This is a genomic window from Hoeflea prorocentri (assembly GCF_027944115.1).
Classification (GTDB): Bacteria; Pseudomonadota; Alphaproteobacteria; order Rhizobiales; family Rhizobiaceae; genus Hoeflea_A; species Hoeflea_A prorocentri.
This window is the reverse complement of the sequence record NZ_JAPJZI010000001.1, coordinates 3,152,287-3,169,900: the sequence shown is the minus strand read 5'-3', so window position 1 is coordinate 3,169,900 and position 17,614 is coordinate 3,152,287. Positions and strand designations below refer to the sequence as shown.

Genomic DNA, 17,614 nt, shown 5'->3' with positions numbered 1-17,614 from the left:
CTCCCGTTACCCGCCCAAAAAGCTTGCGGCGACTTCGGGGTTGTTCAAAAGGTTCCGGCCGGTATCTGTATAGGAGTTCTGGCCGCCTGCGAGCACAAAACCCTTGTGGGCGATGGCCAGAGCCTGTTTGGCGTTCTGCTCGACCATGGCGACCGTCACGCCGGTCCGGTTGATGGCGATGACCCTGTCGAAGATCTGCGACATGAACATCGGCGACAGGCCGGCGGTCGGCTCGTCCAACAGGATAAGTTTCGGCTCGATCATCAGCGCACGGCCGAAGGCAACCATCTGCCGCTGGCCGCCCGACAGTTCGCCGGCCGCCTGTTGTCTCTTTTCCTTCAGTGGCGGGAAGATGTCGTAGACGTGATCCATCACCGCCGAAAAATCGTCACGGCGCACATAGGCGCCCATTTCCAGATTTTCATGCACCGTCAGGGTCGGGAACACATTGTGTTCCTGTGGCACGAAGGCGATCCGGTGATCGGCGAGTTTTTCCGAGCGGATGCCGGTAATGTCCGCTCCGTCAAAGCCGATCGAGCCGCCCGTTATGTTGAGCATGCCGAAGATCGCCTTCAGCGTCGTCGACTTTCCGGCGCCGTTGGGGCCGACGATGACCCCGATTTCGCCCTCGTCGAGTGTCATGTTGACGCCCTTGAGGATGCTCATCTGGCCATAGCCGGCGTGCAGGTCCTTAATCTCAAGGAGGCTCATTGTTCTGCCTCCTTATGGAGTTCGGTTGTCGCTTCGCCGGTCGGCGAGCCGCCGAAATAAGCCTCGATGACAGCCTCGTTTTTCTGAATGTCCTCGATATGTCCCTCGGTCATGACGGAACCGGCCGCCATAACGATGACCGGATCGCAAAGTCGGGCAATCATGTCCATGTCGTGCTCAATGACAAAGAATGTGTAGCCGAGTTCCTGATTGAGGCGTTCGATGTTCGAGACCAGATCGTTGAGCAGGGTGCGGTTGACACCCGCGGCGATTTCATCAAGCAGCACGACCTTGGCGTCCACCATCATGGTGCGGCCAAGCTCCAGCAGTTTCTTCTGACCGCCCGACAGGTTGCCCGCCAGCTCATTTTTGACATGGGTGATCTTCAGGAAATCCAGGACTTCCTCGGCTTTTTTCCTGACCTCTGCCTCTTCCTGTGTGACCCTGGCCGGCCGCAGCCAGACTGAGGCAAGGTTTTCCCCGCTCTGGCCGGCCGGGACCATCATCAGGTTTTCCGTCACCGTCATATGGGAAAACTCATGCGCGATCTGGAAGGTGCGCAACAGGCCGCGATTAAAGAGCTCATGGGCCGGAAGACCTGTTACGTCCTCACCATCAAGCAGGATCTGCCCGGATGTCGGGACATAGGTGCCCGCCACCATGTTGAACAGCGTCGTTTTGCCGGCCCCGTTTGGCCCGATGAGTCCCGTGATGGAACCCTTTTCGATGGACAACGTGCAGTCGTCGACGGCGTGAAAACCACCGAAGCGCTTGGTTACGCTCCGCACATCGATGATTGAACCCATGTTTCCCCGTTTGTTGTTCTTTTGGGTCGCCTGCGGTCCGGGAGCATCTTCCAGTTAAGATTGCCGTGGCCGCCTGCAAACAACCGAGCTTTTTGAGTTTCCCTTACCATTCGTCCGATGGCTTGGGAAGGAAAACCGCGCATTTGCGCCGAATCGGGCGTGGATAGGATCGTCAGCCGGCGCAGTGGCGCCTTTGTCCTGACAGGGCCTGTCCACCGGGGTTTTGTATCAACGTAAATTAGCTATTGATCTGAAAACAAATTTGTCCATTCTAGCTGCAGGAACAAAAAAGCGTCGTTAAGTCGCAGATCGGGGAAGTATGCTGCCGGCACATGTTTGGCAAGCGAGTGGAAACGGGATCGACTGGTTCATCGTAACGATCCGGCCGAACTATTGTTTCGTACCGAAAAAACGTTCCGTCCTGACATTGCAAACAACTGTCACACCGCATCCTGCCCGGTTCGGGCATGGTCGCCGCAGCGTTTTGTTGGGGGTACCGCACTGAATTAGAGCAGAACAATTGCGCCGTCGGTGATTTCGGTGGCGTAAACGGGAGAATTGGGGAAGCTCGTGGAATATTTTGTACAACAATTGATCAACGGTGTGACGCTTGGCTCCATCTACGGGCTGATCGCGATCGGCTATACGATGGTCTACGGCATCATCGGCATGATCAACTTCGCCCACGGCGATATCTTTATGGTCGGCGCATTCATTTCGCTGATCGTCATCACTGCGCTTGGTCTTGCCGCGTCAACCAGCATCGGGCTGATGATCCTTGCGCTCATCCTTGTCCTTGTTTGTGCGATGATCATTTCTTCGGTTTTCGGCTGGACACTTGAGCGTATGGCCTACAGGCCGTTGCGTGGCTCGTTTCGCCTCGCACCGCTGATCACCGCGATCGGCGTCTCGATCGTTCTGCAAAACTATATCCAGATTTCGCAAGGCGCCCGGGTCAAGCCGCTTCAGCCGATTATTTCCGGCGGGCACACCATCATGCGGCGCGTCGATGAAAACGGCGAGTTCGTCGTGCAGATTTCCAATATGCAGATCCTGATCATCACTGTGACCGTCGCACTCATGGCGATTTTTTCGCTGATGATCGCCAGAACGTCTCTCGGGCGTGCGCAGCGCGCCTGTGAGCAGGACCGCAAGATGGCTGCGCTCCTTGGCATCAATGTCGACCGCACCATCTCCACAACCTTCGTGCTTGGTGCGGCGCTCGCCGCGGTCGCCGGCCTCATGTATCTGCTCTATTACGGCGTCATCGATTTCTATATCGGCTTTGTCGCGGGCGTGAAGGCGTTTACCGCGGCGGTTCTCGGTGGCATTGGTTCATTGCCCGGCGCCATGCTCGGCGGGCTTGTCATCGGCCTGATCGAGACGCTCTGGTCGGCTTATTTCTCGGTCGAATACAAGGACGTTGCAGCCTTCTCCATGCTGGCGATCGTCCTGATCTTCCTGCCGCAGGGTCTCCTCGGCAAGCCGGAGGTTGAGAAGGTCTGATGGCTGAGGTCGCACAAACCGCTCCAGCCAGCGGAAACCGTCTGGACATTGCCGAGATCGGTAAGGATCTGGCGATCACCGCGCTGCTCGGCGCAGCCATCTTCGGTTCAACCATCGCATTCAAGACGGAAACGGCGACCGGCGGTCTCTCGCTTGTCCTGCGGTTCGAAGAGGCATTCTATATAATCGCCGCCGTGGTCATCGGACGGCTGATCCTCTTGTTAACCGTGTGGCGGCGCGTGCCCGGATCGGATCGCACATTTGTGCCCCAAGCGCTGCAGGATGGCTATGCGGCTGTCCTGTCAAAAATCGGCAAGGTGGCCGTGCCGCTGTTTCTGCTCTTCGCGGTCGTGTTCCCCTTCCTGCCGTTTACCGACCGGTATCTGCTTGATCTCGGCATTCTCATCCTGACCTATGTCATGCTGGGCTGGGGTCTCAATATTGTCGTCGGGCTCGCGGGCCTTCTTGATCTTGGATACGTGGCCTTTTATGCGGTCGGAGCCTATTCCTACGCCTTGCTGGCACAGTATTTCGGCCTGTCTTTCTGGATATGCCTTCCGTTGGCGGGCATTCTTGCTGCTTTCTGGGGCATTATTCTCGGGTTCCCGGTTCTTAGATTGCGCGGTGACTATCTGGCCATCGTCACGCTCGCCTTCGGCGAGATTATCCGCGTCGTTTTGTTGAACTGGTATCAGTTTACCGGTGGGCCTGATGGATTGTCAGGCATTCCGCGGCCGAGCTTTTTCGGCATTCCGTTCAAGCGCGGTGAGGAGGGCTTTGCCCACTTCTTCGGCCTGGAATATTCGTCCATCCATCGCATTATCTTCCTCTATTTCTTGATACTGGTGCTGGCCCTGATCACGAATTTCGTCACCATCAGGCTGCGCAGGCTGCCTATCGGGCGTGCCTGGGAGGCCTTGCGCGAAGATGAAATCGCCTGCCGCTCGCTGGGGCTCAACACCACCTCGGTCAAGCTGACGGCCTTTGCCACCGGTGCGATGTTCGCAGGGTTTGCCGGATCGTTCTTTGCAACCCGTCAGGGCTTCATTTCGCCGGAGAGCTTCACCTTCATTGAATCGGCTCTGATCCTTGCCATCGTGGTGTTGGGAGGCATGGGCTCGCAGATCGGTGTCGTCATCGCATCCGTCGCGATGATCGGCGGTTTTGAGGTTTTCCGCGAGGCCGAGCAATACCGGATGCTGATCTTTGGCCTTGCCATGGTGATGATCATGATCTGGCGGCCGCGCGGGCTGATTTCGACACGTGAGCCGTCGATCTTCCTCAAGCAGAAAAAGGCGGTGTCCGCGGACATGGTTGCGCAAGGGGAGGGCCACTGACATGACGGTGACTGACAAAGCCCCGTTGCTCACCGTTGAGCATCTGCGCATGCGCTTTGGCGGCCTTCTGGCCGTCAACGACCTGTCTATGACCGCAGCCCGCGGTGAGATCACGGCGCTGATCGGACCGAACGGCGCAGGCAAGACAACGGTCTTCAACTGCCTGACCGGCTTTTACAAGCCGACCGAGGGCCGCATCACCATGCACCGAAAGGACGGCGAGAAATTCCTGCTCGAACGTATGGATGATTTCCGCATCACCCGGGAGGCCCGTGTCGCCCGGACCTTCCAGAACATCAGGTTGTTCGGCGGCATGACGGTGCTGGAAAACCTGATGGTGGCACAGCACAATCCGCTGATGCGCGCCTCCAAGCAGACGATTGGCGGAATCTTCGGTATCGCCAGCTTCAAACGGGCGGAGAAAGAGGCGGTCGAGCTTGCCGAATACTGGCTCGATCATATCAATCTGATTGACCGGGCCGACGACGCCGCCGCCGATCTGCCCTATGGCGAACAGCGCAAGCTTGAGATTGCGCGCGCCATGTGCACCGATCCGCAACTTCTGTGTCTTGATGAGCCGGCAGCGGGGCTTAATCCCGCAGAATCCGACGAACTCAACAAACTGCTTTTGTTCGTCAGAAAGGAAAGGGATACGGGCATTCTGCTGATCGAGCATGACATGAATGTCGTTATGGAAATCTCCGATCACGTCGTCGTGCTCGACTATGGCGAGAAGATCGCCGACGGCACGCCAGACGAGGTGCGCAACGATCCCAAGGTGATAGCCGCCTATCTCGGCGTCGAGGATGAAGAGGTCGACGCGGTCGAGCATGAAATCGAGGAAACGGCAGCGGAGGCACGCACATGAGCAAGCCACCCATGCTTCAGATCCGTGATGTCGAAACATTCTATGGGAAGATCCAGGCGCTGCGCGGCATAACCCTGGATGTTCACGAAGGTGAGATCGTCACGCTCATCGGCGCCAACGGCGCCGGCAAATCGACGCTGATGATGACAGTCTGCGGCGAGCCCCATGCCGCCCGTGGCCAGATCATTTACGACGGCCGGGACATTACCCGCCTTCCGACCCACGAAATCATGCGGCTGCAGATTTCACAGTCTCCCGAGGGGCGTCGCATTTTCCCGCGTATGACCGTGATGGAAAATCTGCAGATGGGTGCAGCCGTCGCGGACCCGGCCCATTTCGACGAGGATATGAAACGGGCTTTTGAGCTGTTCCCGCGCCTGAAGGACCGCAAGGACCAGCGCGGCGGCACGCTCTCGGGCGGCGAGCAGCAGATGCTTGCCATCGCACGGGCGTTGATGGCCAGACCAAAACTCCTGTTGCTTGACGAACCGTCGCTTGGCCTTGCGCCGCTCGTCGTCAAGCAGATTTTCGAGGTCATCAAGGAACTGAACGAAAGCCAGGGCCTGACGGTCTTCCTCGTTGAACAGAACGCCTACCACGCACTCAAGCTTGCCCACCAGGGGCATGTGATCGTCAACGGCAAGATCACCATGAGTGGAACCGGTACAGAGCTGCTCGCCCGTGAAGAGGTGCGTGCGGCCTATCTGGAAGGGGGAGCGCACTGATGGGCATATTATGGGACACCAGTTTCACCACCTTCCTGTTCCTGACCGTCATCATCGGCGGCGGCGCCGGCTACATGGCCGGCCGCGCGCTCGCCACCCATTGGCGGCCGATCATTCAGCCCATCTTGTACATGCTGTTGATGGCGGCCGTCGTGCGCTTCTTCCATTTTGCGCTCTTTGACGGCGGGCTGCTGTCACTGCACTTTTATGCCGTCGACGCCGCAGTCCTCATTGCTGCCGCGCTTCTGGGCTACCGCGTGACACGCGTGCGCCAGATGGTGACGCAGTACAGTTGGCTTTACGAGCGTTCAGGTCCGCTTTCCTGGCGGGAAAAGAAAACGCAACTGATGGAGTAACCAGTCTAGACAATTGGAATTGCAATCGTATTCAGTTTGGGGTTGAGTCCCCCCATGGGTGGAAATCCACCCTGAAAGGACGACTACGGGAGAAAAGAGAATGAAGAAGTATCTACTAGCGACAACCGCACTTGCCTTCAGTGTCGGCATGGCCACGGGAACGGCCTGGGCTGACATTGAAATCGCGACCGCCGGTCCGATGACCGGTCAGTACGCGAGTTTTGGTGCACAAATGAAAGCCGGCGCCGAACAGGCTGTTGAAGACATCAACGCAGCTGGCGGTGTTAACGGTGAAATGCTTGTGCTGAGCGTCGGTGACGATGCCTGCGATCCGAAACAGGCTGTTGCTGTGGCCAACCAGATGGTGTCGAAGGGCGTGGTTTTCATGGCCGGACATTTCTGCTCCGGTTCGTCGATCCCGGCTTCCAAGGTCTATGAGGAAGAAGGCATCATTCAGATCTCGCCGGCTTCGACCAATCCGAAGCTGACCGATGAAGGCGGTCCGAACGTCTACCGCGTGTGCGGCCGCGATGACCAGCAGGGCCTGGTTGCCGGCGGTCTTCTGGCCGAAGAATACAAGGGCAAGAACATTGCGATCCTTCATGACAAGACCGCCTACGGCAAAGGTCTTGCGGATGCGACCAAGAACGTTCTTGAGGAGCTTGGCGGCTCTGCCAAGATGTACGAAGCCTATACGGCCGGTGAAAAGGACTACACGGCGCTCGTCTCCAAGATGAAGCAGGAAGCCATCGATGTCGCTTATGTCGGCGGTTATCACACCGAAGCCGGCCTCATCGTGCGCCAGATGCGCGATCAGGGCATGAGCACGCAGCTTGTGTCGGGCGATGCGCTCGTAACCGATGAATATTGGTCCATCACCGGTGATGCCGGCCAGGGCACGCTGATGACCTTCTCGCCGGATCCGCGCAAGAGCGATGCGGCTGCCGATGTCGTCAAGAAGTTCCGTGACAAGGGCATCGAGCCGGAAGGCTATGTGCTCTACACCTATGCCGCCATCCAGGCATGGGCGCAGGCCGCCGAGGCTGCCGGAACCGCAGAGCCGGACAAGGTGATCCCGGCTCTCAACGACGGCAATTTCAATACCGTTCTGGGTGACCTCAGCTTCAACGACAAGGGCGACGTCTCGCTGCCGGGCTATGTCTGGTACGAGTGGAGCAACGGTAACTACGACTACCGCTAATCGCGCAGTCGGAGTGTGTCAGAACCCCGCGGGCGGCAACGCTCGCGGGGTTTTTTGATGTCAGTCTAAGCTCCGCGCCGGCCGGCCATCATGTCCCGTTTTCCGGCATATCCCGGGCGCTTTTCAACCTCGAAACCTGCTGCCTGCAAGTTACGCCGCACCCAGCCGGCCGCCGAATAGGTGGCGCATGTTCCACCGGCCCCCGTATGGTCGAAGACGGCCTGCATGAGTTCCTGTGACCACATTTCGGGGTTCCGGGCCGGCGCAAAACCGTCGAGATACCAGGCATCGGCTGTTTCCCGCCATAGCGGCAGGCAATGAAATGCCTTGCCTATGTGAACCTTGAGCGAGACCGCTTCGGCAAGATCGATACGAACAATGCCGTCCGGTTTCGGCGGCCATACCTGGACGAGATCTTTGCGTTGCAAATCCAGTTCGGGCCAGACTGCGAGTGCGCGGTCGATCTCGCCCGCCGAAAGCGGATGCAGTTCGAAACTGACGAAGGTCAGGCGGTCGCTCCGCTGCTCGTCCGCCAGCCACTGGCGCAAGGTCTCGGCAAAATTCAGACCGGTTCCGAAGCCGAGTTCGGCAACGGTAAAATCGCTCTTGTTTCGCCAGCGTTCGGGCAGACCGTTGCCGCCGATGAAGACATGTCCGCATTCCTTGCGGCCATCGGCGCGAGAATAAAAGTGATCGCCAAATTCCGGTGAATAGGGCATATCACCCTCATGCCACTCGACCGCTCCGGCGTCATATTCTTTGTCTTTATCGCCCATAGTCCGTTTCCATGACCCTAAAGAATACGCAGCCCTATACAACCAACCGGGACCGTCTGTCTTGCGATCTTCTTGTTGCAGGCGCTGGTGTGGTCGGCCTTTGGACGGCGCGTCTGGCGGCGGCGCGAGGGTTGAATGTGATCGTGCTTGACGCCCGCGCTGCCGGATCGGGAGCCAGCGGCGGGCTGCTCGGCGCGTTGATGCCGCATATGCCGGAGCGCTGGAACCCGAAAAAGCAGTTTCAGTTCGAGGCTCTTGCAAGCCTTGAAAATGAAGTCAGAAAGCTCGAGGCCGAAACCGGTCTCGGCTGCGGCTATCGCCGCTGCGGCCGCATCATTCCTCTGATCAAACCGCATCACCGGGACCTGGCGGTGGAACGGATCGAGGCGGCGGAAAATGTCTGGGACAGCGCGCAAACAGGCTATGCATGGGCGGTCAGCGACAGTCCTGAGGAGGCGGGCTGGCCGGATGCAGCCAGCGGGCCGAACGGCTTCGTCCACGAGACGCTTTCGGCGCGCGTCAGCCCGCGCAACTATATGGCGGCTTTGAAAGCCAGCCTTGATAGCAAGGCACGAATAGTGGAGAGCGACGGCCTCCTGTCCTTCGAGGATCGTTCCGCCCGTGTGACGACGGCGTCCGGCACGCCCATCGATGCGGGCCACATCGTTCTGGCTGCGGGACATGAGACATTCGAACTTCTCGGCCGACTGACGGGCCGGCCGCCAGCGGACTACGGCAAACCGGTCAAGGGCCAGACCGCACTGCTTGACGCCGATATTGATGCCGATCTGCCGTTGGTCTTTTCCGACGGGACTTATGTCGTGCCGCATGCAGCCGGAACGGTCGCCGTCGGGAGCACCAGCGAGACCGATTTCGAGGACGGTCATGGCACTGATGAAAAGCTCGACGACGTGATCGCCAAGGCGAGCCGTCTTTGTCCGGCGCTTGAAGGGGCAAGGGTCCTTGAACGTTGGGCAGGGCTCCGTCCCAAGGCTGTGCGCCGCGACCCGATGATCGGCGTTGTGCCCGGATGTAAACGTACCACGGTTGCGACCGGCGGCTTCAAGATCACATTCGGCATTGCCCACAAAATGGCGGCTTGTGCACTGGATTTCGCGCTCGACGATCAATGTCCTTCTTTGCCGGAAAGCTTCACCATTGATGCGCATCTGCGCTGATCAGGGCAGGGCGGTTCCGGCCTGATGATCGATATCCAGTTCGATCCGGTCCGCAGCAAAAAAAGTGTGGGAATACTCAAGCCGCCGTCCGGCCACTTCGGCGTTCACGGCTTCGGTCCGCAGGGTGATGGCACCAGGTGACAGTTTCAGATCGTCAAGCGTCGCAGGATCCGCATGGTGAGCGGATATGCGAGTTGATATGCGCACATAATCCTCAATGTCGTATGAGTTCAGGACGGCAGTGATTGATTTTCGGCTTTCGTAGCGATTGGCGAAGTCCGGGAACCTTTCCGCATCGAACCAGCTGATGCCGCGCGAAACCGGTACGCCGTCCGCCGACGAAACGCGTTCAAGCCTCAGCACCGGCGCGCCCGGTTCAAGTTCGAGGGCTCGTGAAACATGGCCCGTTGCCGCCTCGGTGACATGTGATTTGAGAAATCCGCCGCGTGATTTGATCTGGCCGGCAAGACCGGCGGAAAAGCGTGTGCGCCGGCCAATCGGATATTGCAGCTTTGTGTGGCGGGCAATGAAGGTTCCGCGGCCCTGTTCGACCCTCAGCACGCCCTCACGCGCAAGAGAGGCAATAGCGCTGCGCACCGTGTGGCGGTTGACCTCGAAACGTCTCGCCAGTGCCAGTTCGCCCGGCAGTGCGCCGCTCTCATCAAACTCGCCATTGCTTATGGCAATACGGATCTGGTCGGCGATCTGCCGCCACAGCGAAATCCCGCTGCGCCGTTCCACGAATTCCATCGGTTTTCAGATTCCCTGTCACACAGCAGTCATTATTGCGCTATAGAGATAATGATTAGATGTCTAATTGTCTAGATAAATAGACAAATCGGGAGAAAATCGTGACAAAAGCGACAGATCCTTCATCGGTAAATGCAGGGGCTTCAGAAGCGCAGCAATCGGCGCGCAAGCAAGCCATGGCTGTTCTGGCCCGTGCGACGCGGGAAGAATTGGTGGATGCCTGGAATAAGTGGCCGCAAAGGCCGGACTTCGATGCCGTGCGCGGACCCGAGACGGGTCTGGTCATGCTGCGCGGGCGCATCGGCGGCGGTGGCGCGCCATTCAATTTCGGTGAGGCGACCGTCACACGCGCGACCATGCGGCTTTCAACCGGCCGTATTGGCCATGCCTACGCATTTGGAACCGATAAGGAAAAAGTCCGGCACGCCGCCTTGTTTGATGCGCTGTGGCAGGACGAAACATTCCGGCAAAGGGTTGAAAGCGATGTCATCCATCCGGTTCGCGATCGCCTCGACGCTGAAGACAAGCGCAATCAGGAGGAAACCGCCGCAACACGGGTCGATTTCTTCACCATGGTCAGGGGAGAGGATTGATGACTGTTCTGCAGGCAAACGATCCGTCCGCGATCCAGGGCGGCTTCGCCAACCCGGTCTTCGATGCACAGGCGGTTTTCAGGCAGGTGATGGAAGCAATCGCCCGCCCGGGCAAGATTGCCGCCATTGAAAACCTGACGGAACCGCCAGCGCCACTGACGCCCGTCACCGGAGCAATCGCCGCAACGCTTTTCGATCACGACACCCAAATCTGGCTCGATCCGGTCCTTGCGCGCAGCAGCGACGTTGCAGGATGGCTTGCCTTCAATACAGCTGCACCGATCGTCCGGGAAATGCTGGATGCGGACTTTGCCGTTATCTCCGATTCTGAGGCTTTGCCGTCTCTCGAAAGCTTTTCGCAGGGAACGCAGGAATACCCCGATCGCTCCACAACGCTCATTGTGCAGATCGCTGCTCTGTCAGGCGGTCCCGGCCTGACACTGACAGGGCCGGGCATTCAGGAAATCGCGCACATTGTGCCGCAAGGCCTGCCTGACAGGTTCATGGATCAATGGAGTGCCAACGGGATGCGGTTCCCGCGCGGCGTCGATGTGCTGTTGGCAGCGCCGGAAGGCGTCATTGCCCTGCCGCGAACCGTAAAGATCAAGAGGGGGAGGTGAGCGCGCCATGTATGTAGCCGTTAAAGGCGGTGAGGCCGCCATCGAAAACGCCCACCGGCTCCTCGCAGACCGCCGCCGTGGCGATCGCGCGGTCCCCGCGATGCATATCACGCAGATCGTTGAGCAATTGGGGCTGGCCGTCGACCGGATCATGTCCGAAGGCTCGCTCTACGACCGTGAGCTTGCAGCACTCGCCTTCAAACAGGCGCGCGGCGATGTGATCGAAGCCATCTTCCTGCTGCGCGCCTACCGCACGACCTTGCCCCGCTTCGGCTATAGCGAGCCTGTCGACACCGGCACAATGCTGATCGAGCGGCGTATCTCGGCCACCTACAAGGACCTGCCGGGCGGGCAACTGCTCGGCCCGACCTTCGACTACACGCACCGGCTGCTCGATCCCGACCTGATGCACGAGACAGATGTCGACATGCCTGAGACCCGCGAAAACCAGACGGGGCGCACACCGCGCGTTTCCGAAATCCTCGCCGGCGAAGGGCTGATCGAGGACGATGGCGATCTTCCGCACGATCACGCCACCGGCGATCTGACACGCGAGCCCATGGAGTTTCCCATGACACGCGATGTGCGCCTGCAGGCGCTGTCGCGCGGTGACGAGGGCTTTCTACTGGCGCTCGGATACTCGACGCAGCGTGGTTATGCCCGCAGTCACCCTTTTGCCGGAGAAATCCGCATCGGCGAGGTGGAGGTCGAGATTGATGTTCCGGAACTGGGCTTTGCCGTCAGCCTCGGCACCGTGCGGGTGACCGAATGCCAGATGGTCAACCAGTTTCAGGGCTCAGCCAAACAGCCGCCGCAATTCACCCGTGGTTACGGCCTGGTTTTCGGTCAGAGCGAGCGCAAGGCCATGGCCATGGCGCTTGTCGACCGGGCCTTGCGGGCCGAAGAGCTTGGCGAGGATTTGACCGCGCCGGCACAGGATGAGGAATTTGTCATTTCCCACTCGGACAATGTACAGGCGACCGGCTTTGTCGAGCATCTGAAGCTGCCCCACTATGTCGATTTCCAGGCCGAACTTGATCTGGTGCGCCGCATGCGCGGCGAATACGAGGCCGGGCGCGACAAGTCCGACGAAAAACTGGAGGCCGCCGAATGAACACGCATATGCAGTTGGCCACCTACAATTTCGCCTATCTCGACGAGCAGACGAAACGCATGATCCGGCGCGCCATTTTGAAGGCGATTGCCATTCCCGGTTATCAGGTCCCCTTCGCCAGCCGCGAAATGCCGATGCCCTATGGCTGGGGCACAGGTGGTGTGCAGGTCACGGCGTCGATACTCGGCCCGGACGATACGTTGAAGGTGATCGACCAGGGCGCCGACGACACCACCAATGCCGTATCGATCCGAGCCTTTTTTCAAAAGGTCGCGGATGTCGCTGTCACCACCCAGACCTCGGACGCGACAATTATCCAGACGCGGCACCGCATTCCCGAAGAGACGCTGAAGGAGGGGCAGGTCCTTGTCTATCAGGTGCCTATTCCCGAACCGTTGCGGTTCCTCGAGCCACGCGAGACGGAAACGCGCAAGATGCATGCGCTTGAAGAATACGGGCTCATGCATGTCAAACTCTATGAGGACATCGCCAAGAACGGCCATATCGCCACGACCTATGCCTATCCGGTCAAGGTTGAGGGGCGCTACGTGATGGACCCGTCTCCAACGCCCAAATTCGACAATCCGAAGATGCACCGTTCGCAGGCGCTTCAGCTCTTCGGCGCCGGACGCGAAAAACGCATCTACGCGATCCCGCCCTATACCGATGTTGTCAGCCTCGACTTTGAGGATCATCCCTTCGAGGTGCAGCAGTTCGAGGAGCCCTGTGCTCTTTGCGCTGCAACCGGCGTCTATCTCGATGAGGTTGTCCTCGATGACAAAGGCGGGCGCATGTTCGTCTGCTCCGACACGGACTATTGCGAGATACGGCGCGAAGACGGTCACAAGGGCGCCATGGCGCAGGACAAGGCGGAGTCGGAATATGAGTGACTTGCCCCTGTTGCGCGTCAGCGCGATGACCAAGTTCTATGGCAGCCGCGTCGGCTGCAAGGACGTGTCCTTTGAACTTTGGCCGGGTGAAGTGCTGGCGGTGGTTGGTGAATCCGGCTCCGGCAAGACAACACTCCTGAACGCCATCTCCACGCGATTGCCGCCGACATCGGGAACGGTCGAATACCGCATGCGTGACGGCCAGTTGCGCGACCTCTACCGTATGGGTGAGGCGGAGCGCCGGTTCCTCATGCGCACCGACTGGGGCTTCGTTCATCAGAACCCGGCGGACGGGCTGCGCATGACCGTTTCAGCCGGTGCGAATGTCGGCGAGCGCCTGATGGCCATCGGTGAACGCCATTACGGAAACATCCGCGACACGGCGAGTGAATGGCTTGGCCGCGTGGAGATCGAAACCGACCGCATTGACGATCAGCCGCGAGATTTTTCCGGCGGCATGCGTCAGCGTCTGCAGATCGCCCGCAACCTCGTTACCGGCCCGCGCCTCGTTTTCATGGACGAGCCGACCGGCGGGCTGGACGTTTCCGTCCAGGCGCGTCTGCTTGATCTGGTGCGTGGCCTCGTCAACGATCTCGGCCTTTCGGCCATTGTCGTCACGCATGATCTGGCCGTCGCTCGCCTCCTGTCGCACCGCATGATGGTGATGAAGGGAGGGGTCGTTGTCGAACACGGGCTGACGGACCGCGTGCTCGACGATCCGCGCGAGCCTTATACGCAATTGCTCGTCTCATCGATCCTGCAGGTTTAGGAGCGCGCCATGCCAACGCCACTTGTTGTTTCGGAAGTCTCCAAGAGTTTCACCATGCATCTTCGCGACGGCATTTGCCTGCCGGTTGTCGAAGATGTGAGTTTCGCCGTGGCGGCGGGCGAATGCGTCGTGCTCGGTGGTCCATCCGGAATCGGCAAGAGCTCGATCCTCAAGATGCTCTACGGCAACTACGCAGTCGATCAGGGACAGATCCTGATGACGCATGATGAGGTGACGATCGATATCGCCAGCGCCGATCCGCGCTCTGTGCTTTCCATGCGCCGCGATTTCGTCGGTTATGTCAGCCAGTTCCTGCGCACCGTGCCGCGCGTCTCCGCCATCGATGTGGTGGCCGAACCGCTGCTTGCCCGTGGCGTCGAAGGCGCAGAGGCACGCGAACGTGCGTCGGTTCTGCTTGAGAAGCTCAATCTGCCCGAGCGCCTTTGGACACTGCCGCCTGCGACCTTCTCCGGCGGGGAACAGCAACGCGTCAACATAGCGCGGGGCTTCATCACCGATCATCCGCTGTTGTTGCTGGATGAGCCGACGGCGTCGCTTGATGCGCTCAACCGGGCCGTGGTGGTCGAACTGATCCTTGAGAAAAAAGAGAGGGGCACGGCGCTTCTCGGCATCTTCCACGATCAGGACGTGCGCGAGAAAGTCGCCGACCGCGTTCTGGACGTGTCGCATTTTGCAGCCGGAAAGGATGCCGCATGAGCAAGGGGCTTTCCGAAAAGCCGCTGATCCATGACACGGCGGTGGTGCGCGATTGCATGGTCGGGCGCTACACAGAAATCGATGAGCGTTGCCAACTGGTCGAGTGCGATTTTGGCGACTATTCCTATATGATCCGCGATAGCGAAGCCTGGGCGGCGAAGATCGGCAAATTCGTCAACATCGCAAGCCACGTCCGTATCAACGCGACCAATCATCCGATATGGCGCGCGACGCAACATCATTTCACCTATCGCGCTGGTGATTATTTTGAGGGCGAAAGCCACGAAGAGTCCTTCTTCGACTGGCGCAGGGGCAATGCGATCACCATCGGTCATGATGTGTGGATCGGCCATGGCGCGATCATCCTGCCCGGCGTCTCCGTCGGCAATGGCGCGGTGGTTGGCGCCGGGGCGGTCGTAACGAAAGACGTCGAGCCCTATACGATTGTCGCCGGCGTTCCGGCCAAGCCGATCAGGAGGCGGTTTGCTGAGGAAACCGCTGCCCGCATGGATGCCCTGTCCTGGTGGGATTGGGAGCACGACAGACTGCATCGGGCGCTTGCGGATTTCCGCGCGCTGACCGCTGAACAGTTCTTGGAAACATACGCCGGTTGAATTGTCCTGGCGGATCGAGTTCGAAGCAGCTTGCCGGCTATGACGGCGAGAAAGTCATTTTTTTGCAATGTGTTAGTAGCGCTTCCTCAATCAACAGGTCATAATGTGGATTGTAACATTAGTGACATGATTTTGTAATTTGTCGGTCATGCGCAGGCCCTACCGATAGCCCGGACTTCAGATTTCGGGATCGCATGGAGCCGCCGATGCTAATACTGGAAAATGTGACACGCAGGTTTGGCAGTTTTGCCGCTGTCGAAAATGTATCGGTTCAGATCCCGCAGGGGCAGATGGTCGGTGTCATAGGCCGGTCCGGGGCCGGCAAATCCACGCTCCTTCGCATGCTCAACAGGCTGATCGACCCCAGCGACGGTGTGGTTCGCTTCAATGAGGTGCAGGTATCCTCCCTGAAGGGCGCGGCGCTTAGAAACTGGCAGCGCGACTGCGCGATGATCTTCCAGCAGTTCAACCTTGTTCCACGGCTCAACGTGCTGACGAATGTCATGCTGGGCCGGCTCAATCATCGCTCCACGCTGCTGAACCTTGCCGGTTCCTGGTCGCGCAGCGAGCGGGCGATGGCCATCATGGCTCTCGAAAGGCTTGGCATAGCGCAGACGGCCCTGCAGCGCGCCGGCACGCTATCGGGCGGTCAGCAGCAGCGCGTGGCCATCGCACGGGCGCTGATGCAGAGCCCGAAGATGCTACTGGCGGATGAACCGATCGCCTCGCTCGATCCCCTCAACGCGCAGATTGTCATGGATTCGCTCAAGAGCATCAATCAGGAGGAGGGGATCACTGTCATCACCAACCTCCATACGCTTGATACGGCCAGGACCTATTGCGAGCGCGTCATCGGCATGGCCGGCGGCAAGGTGGTCTTTGACGGACCCGCCGATCAACTGACTGCCGACGCCGTCCGCATGATCTACGGCGCGGAAGGTGAGGATTTGTCGGAAGGAATCACCTCGACGAGCCTTGGCTCGTCTGGCGGCACGGAATCGATCGGCTCCCTCGAACCGGCTGCCTGAGAGCCGGGCGGGAACCGTGATCGTTTTGCCCGCGTGAAGGGCCAATCGCAGCAATTGTTCAGAGTTTGACAGGGACTAGACAGGAGAAACCCATGTTCAAGAAAACGCTACTTGGTGCCGTTGCACTCACAATCATGACGGCCGGAATGGTGCAGGCCGAAGACCTGAAGGTATTCCGTATCGGTATTCTCGGCGGTGAAAACGAAGCCGACCGTCTTCGCAACTTCCAGTGCCTGGTCGATCAGCTTCCGGCTGCGATCGGCGTCGAAAAGGTCTCGCTCTTTCCCGCTGCCGACTATGACGGCGTCGTTCAAGGCCTGCTCGGCGGCACGCTCGACTATGCGGAGCTGGGCGCATCCGGCTACGCCAAGGTCTATCTGTCGGATCCCAAGGCTGTTGAGCCGATCCTGACGACCATCCAGACGGACGGCTCCACCGGCTACTATGCTGTCATGGTCGCCCGCAAGGACTCCGGCATCAAATCGCTTGCCGACATGAAGGGCAAGAAGCTCGGATTTGCCGATCCGGATTCCACCTCGGGTTATCTGGTGCCGAGCGTCTCGCTTCCAGGCGATGTCGGCACGACGATCGAAGAATATTTCGGCGAGACCGGCTTTGGCGGCGGCCATGAGAACCTGGTTCTTGAAGTGGTCAAAGGCAATTTCGATGCCGGCACCACCTGGTCATCGGGCGTCGGCAAATTCGACGACGGCTATACGTCCGGCAATCTGCGCAAGATGGTCGACAAGGGCATCCTCGACATGGGTGAACTTGTTCAGGTCTGGCAGTCGCCGCAGATTCCGAACGGTCCAATTGTTGTTCGTTCGTCTATGGACCCGGACATGAAAGCCAAGTTCAAGGAATTCATGATGGCTCTTCCGCAGAAGGACCCGGCCTGCTTCAGCGCCATTCAGGGCGGTGACTACAAGGGTTTCACCGAGGTCGACGAGAACTTCTACAAAACCATCATCGCCGCGCGTAAGGCGAAGATCGGCAGCTAGATAAGCAAGCGGCGCTACGGTTGCTTCAGACCGTAGCGCCCCTTTACTCGGATA

At 59.2% G+C, this 17,614-nt stretch carries 19 protein-coding genes and 1 pseudogene; 16 read left to right on the top strand and 4 right to left on the bottom strand.

The genetic code is table 11. The features are described 5' to 3' along the window. Nucleotides 1–6 precede the first annotated feature (6 nt). Together OQ273_RS14830 and OQ273_RS14825 are read right to left on the bottom strand one after the other, a co-directional pair. A complete protein-coding gene (locus OQ273_RS14830; RefSeq protein WP_267991271.1) occupies nucleotides 7–711 on the bottom strand; it encodes an ABC transporter ATP-binding protein in 705 nt (234 codons plus the stop codon). Then, a complete protein-coding gene (locus tag OQ273_RS14825) occupies nucleotides 708–1,517 on the bottom strand; it encodes an ABC transporter ATP-binding protein (RefSeq protein ID WP_267991270.1) in 810 nt (269 codons plus the stop codon). Before OQ273_RS14825 ends, OQ273_RS14830 begins: the two co-directional genes overlap by 4 nt. Before the next feature lie 570 nt (nucleotides 1,518–2,087). Here OQ273_RS14825 and OQ273_RS14820 point away from each other — a divergent pair. From OQ273_RS14820 to OQ273_RS14795, 6 genes and pseudogenes are all read left to right on the top strand, one after another. Beyond that, nucleotides 2,088–3,023: an ABC transporter permease subunit gene (locus tag OQ273_RS14820; RefSeq protein ID WP_267991269.1), complete on the top strand. Its 936-nt coding sequence runs from the start codon at nucleotides 2,088–2,090 to the stop codon at nucleotides 3,021–3,023. After that, the gene (livM, locus tag OQ273_RS14815) at nucleotides 3,020–4,360 is read left to right on the top strand and encodes a high-affinity branched-chain amino acid ABC transporter permease LivM (RefSeq protein WP_425493419.1); all 1,341 of its coding nucleotides are present in this window, start codon (nucleotides 3,020–3,022) and stop codon (nucleotides 4,358–4,360) included. The genes OQ273_RS14820 and livM overlap by 4 nt, the downstream gene beginning before the upstream one ends. 1 nt (nucleotide 4,361) lies before the next feature. Continuing rightward, a pseudogene (locus tag OQ273_RS14810) lies at nucleotides 4,362–5,189 on the top strand (ABC transporter ATP-binding protein); the annotation flags it as partial. 35 nt (nucleotides 5,190–5,224) lie between these two features. Continuing rightward, a complete protein-coding gene (locus OQ273_RS14805; protein ID WP_267991266.1) occupies nucleotides 5,225–5,953 on the top strand; it encodes an ABC transporter ATP-binding protein in 729 nt (242 codons plus the stop codon). Continuing rightward, nucleotides 5,953–6,309, top strand: coding sequence for a DUF6867 family protein (locus OQ273_RS14800; RefSeq protein WP_333781691.1), 357 nt, complete (start codon nucleotides 5,953–5,955; stop codon nucleotides 6,307–6,309). The genes OQ273_RS14805 and OQ273_RS14800 overlap by 1 nt, the downstream gene beginning before the upstream one ends. Nucleotides 6,310–6,409: 100 nt before the next feature. Then, on the top strand, nucleotides 6,410–7,510 hold the full coding sequence (locus OQ273_RS14795; RefSeq protein ID WP_267991265.1) for a branched-chain amino acid ABC transporter substrate-binding protein: 1,101 nt from the start codon (nucleotides 6,410–6,412) through the stop codon (nucleotides 7,508–7,510). 65 nt (nucleotides 7,511–7,575) lie between these two features. On the opposite strand, the gene mnmC2 is transcribed toward OQ273_RS14795, so the two are convergent. Then, nucleotides 7,576–8,286, bottom strand: a complete 711-nt coding sequence (gene mnmC2, locus OQ273_RS14790; protein ID WP_267991264.1) for a tRNA (5-methylaminomethyl-2-thiouridine)(34)-methyltransferase MnmC2 — start codon at nucleotides 8,284–8,286, stop codon at nucleotides 7,576–7,578. A gap of 11 nt (nucleotides 8,287–8,297) precedes the next feature. Here mnmC2 and OQ273_RS14785 point away from each other — a divergent pair, with 11 nt between their 5' ends. Then, complete coding sequence (locus OQ273_RS14785; protein ID WP_267991263.1) at nucleotides 8,298–9,464, top strand: NAD(P)/FAD-dependent oxidoreductase; 1,167 nt, start codon at nucleotides 8,298–8,300, stop codon at nucleotides 9,462–9,464. Here OQ273_RS14785 and phnF read toward each other — a convergent pair whose 3' ends face one another. Then, entirely contained in the window at nucleotides 9,465–10,214 is a 750-nt protein-coding gene (gene phnF, locus OQ273_RS14780; protein ID WP_267991262.1) for a phosphonate metabolism transcriptional regulator PhnF, read from the bottom strand. A 176-nt stretch (nucleotides 10,215–10,390) separates the two neighbouring features. Between phnF and phnG the strand changes: the two genes are divergently transcribed. The 9 genes from phnG (at nucleotide 10,391) to phnD (ending at nucleotide 17,560) form a co-directional block, all read left to right on the top strand. After that, a complete protein-coding gene (gene phnG, locus OQ273_RS14775) occupies nucleotides 10,391–10,807 on the top strand; it encodes a phosphonate C-P lyase system protein PhnG (protein ID WP_267993109.1) in 417 nt (138 codons plus the stop codon). After that, a complete protein-coding gene (phnH, locus tag OQ273_RS14770; RefSeq protein WP_267991261.1) occupies nucleotides 10,807–11,427 on the top strand; it encodes a phosphonate C-P lyase system protein PhnH in 621 nt (206 codons plus the stop codon). Before phnG ends, phnH begins: the two co-directional genes overlap by 1 nt. Nucleotides 11,428–11,434: 7 nt before the next feature. After that, nucleotides 11,435–12,541 (top strand): carbon-phosphorus lyase complex subunit, encoded by a 1,107-nt coding sequence (locus OQ273_RS14765; RefSeq protein WP_267991260.1) that lies wholly within the window; start codon nucleotides 11,435–11,437, stop codon nucleotides 12,539–12,541. Between the two features lie 8 nt (nucleotides 12,542–12,549). Next, on the top strand, nucleotides 12,550–13,431 hold the full coding sequence (locus OQ273_RS14760) for an alpha-D-ribose 1-methylphosphonate 5-phosphate C-P-lyase PhnJ (protein WP_267993108.1): 882 nt from the start codon (nucleotides 12,550–12,552) through the stop codon (nucleotides 13,429–13,431). Beyond that, the gene (gene phnK, locus OQ273_RS14755) at nucleotides 13,424–14,200 is read left to right on the top strand and encodes a phosphonate C-P lyase system protein PhnK (RefSeq protein WP_267991259.1); all 777 of its coding nucleotides are present in this window, start codon (nucleotides 13,424–13,426) and stop codon (nucleotides 14,198–14,200) included. Before OQ273_RS14760 ends, phnK begins: the two co-directional genes overlap by 8 nt. Nucleotides 14,201–14,209: 9 nt before the next feature. Beyond that, nucleotides 14,210–14,917 (top strand): phosphonate C-P lyase system protein PhnL, encoded by a 708-nt coding sequence (phnL, locus tag OQ273_RS14750; protein ID WP_267991258.1) that lies wholly within the window; start codon nucleotides 14,210–14,212, stop codon nucleotides 14,915–14,917. Then, nucleotides 14,914–15,531 carry a DapH/DapD/GlmU-related protein gene (locus tag OQ273_RS14745; protein ID WP_267991257.1) on the top strand — a complete coding sequence of 206 codons (618 nt, stop codon included), beginning with the start codon at nucleotides 14,914–14,916 and terminating at the stop codon, nucleotides 15,529–15,531. The genes phnL and OQ273_RS14745 overlap by 4 nt, the downstream gene beginning before the upstream one ends. A gap of 206 nt (nucleotides 15,532–15,737) precedes the next feature. Next, nucleotides 15,738–16,559, top strand: a complete 822-nt coding sequence (phnC, locus tag OQ273_RS14740) for a phosphonate ABC transporter ATP-binding protein (protein ID WP_267991256.1) — start codon at nucleotides 15,738–15,740, stop codon at nucleotides 16,557–16,559. Between the two features lie 92 nt (nucleotides 16,560–16,651). After that, nucleotides 16,652–17,560, top strand: a complete 909-nt coding sequence (phnD, locus tag OQ273_RS14735) for a phosphonate ABC transporter substrate-binding protein (protein WP_267991255.1) — start codon at nucleotides 16,652–16,654, stop codon at nucleotides 17,558–17,560. Nucleotides 17,561–17,614 lie beyond the last annotated feature (54 nt).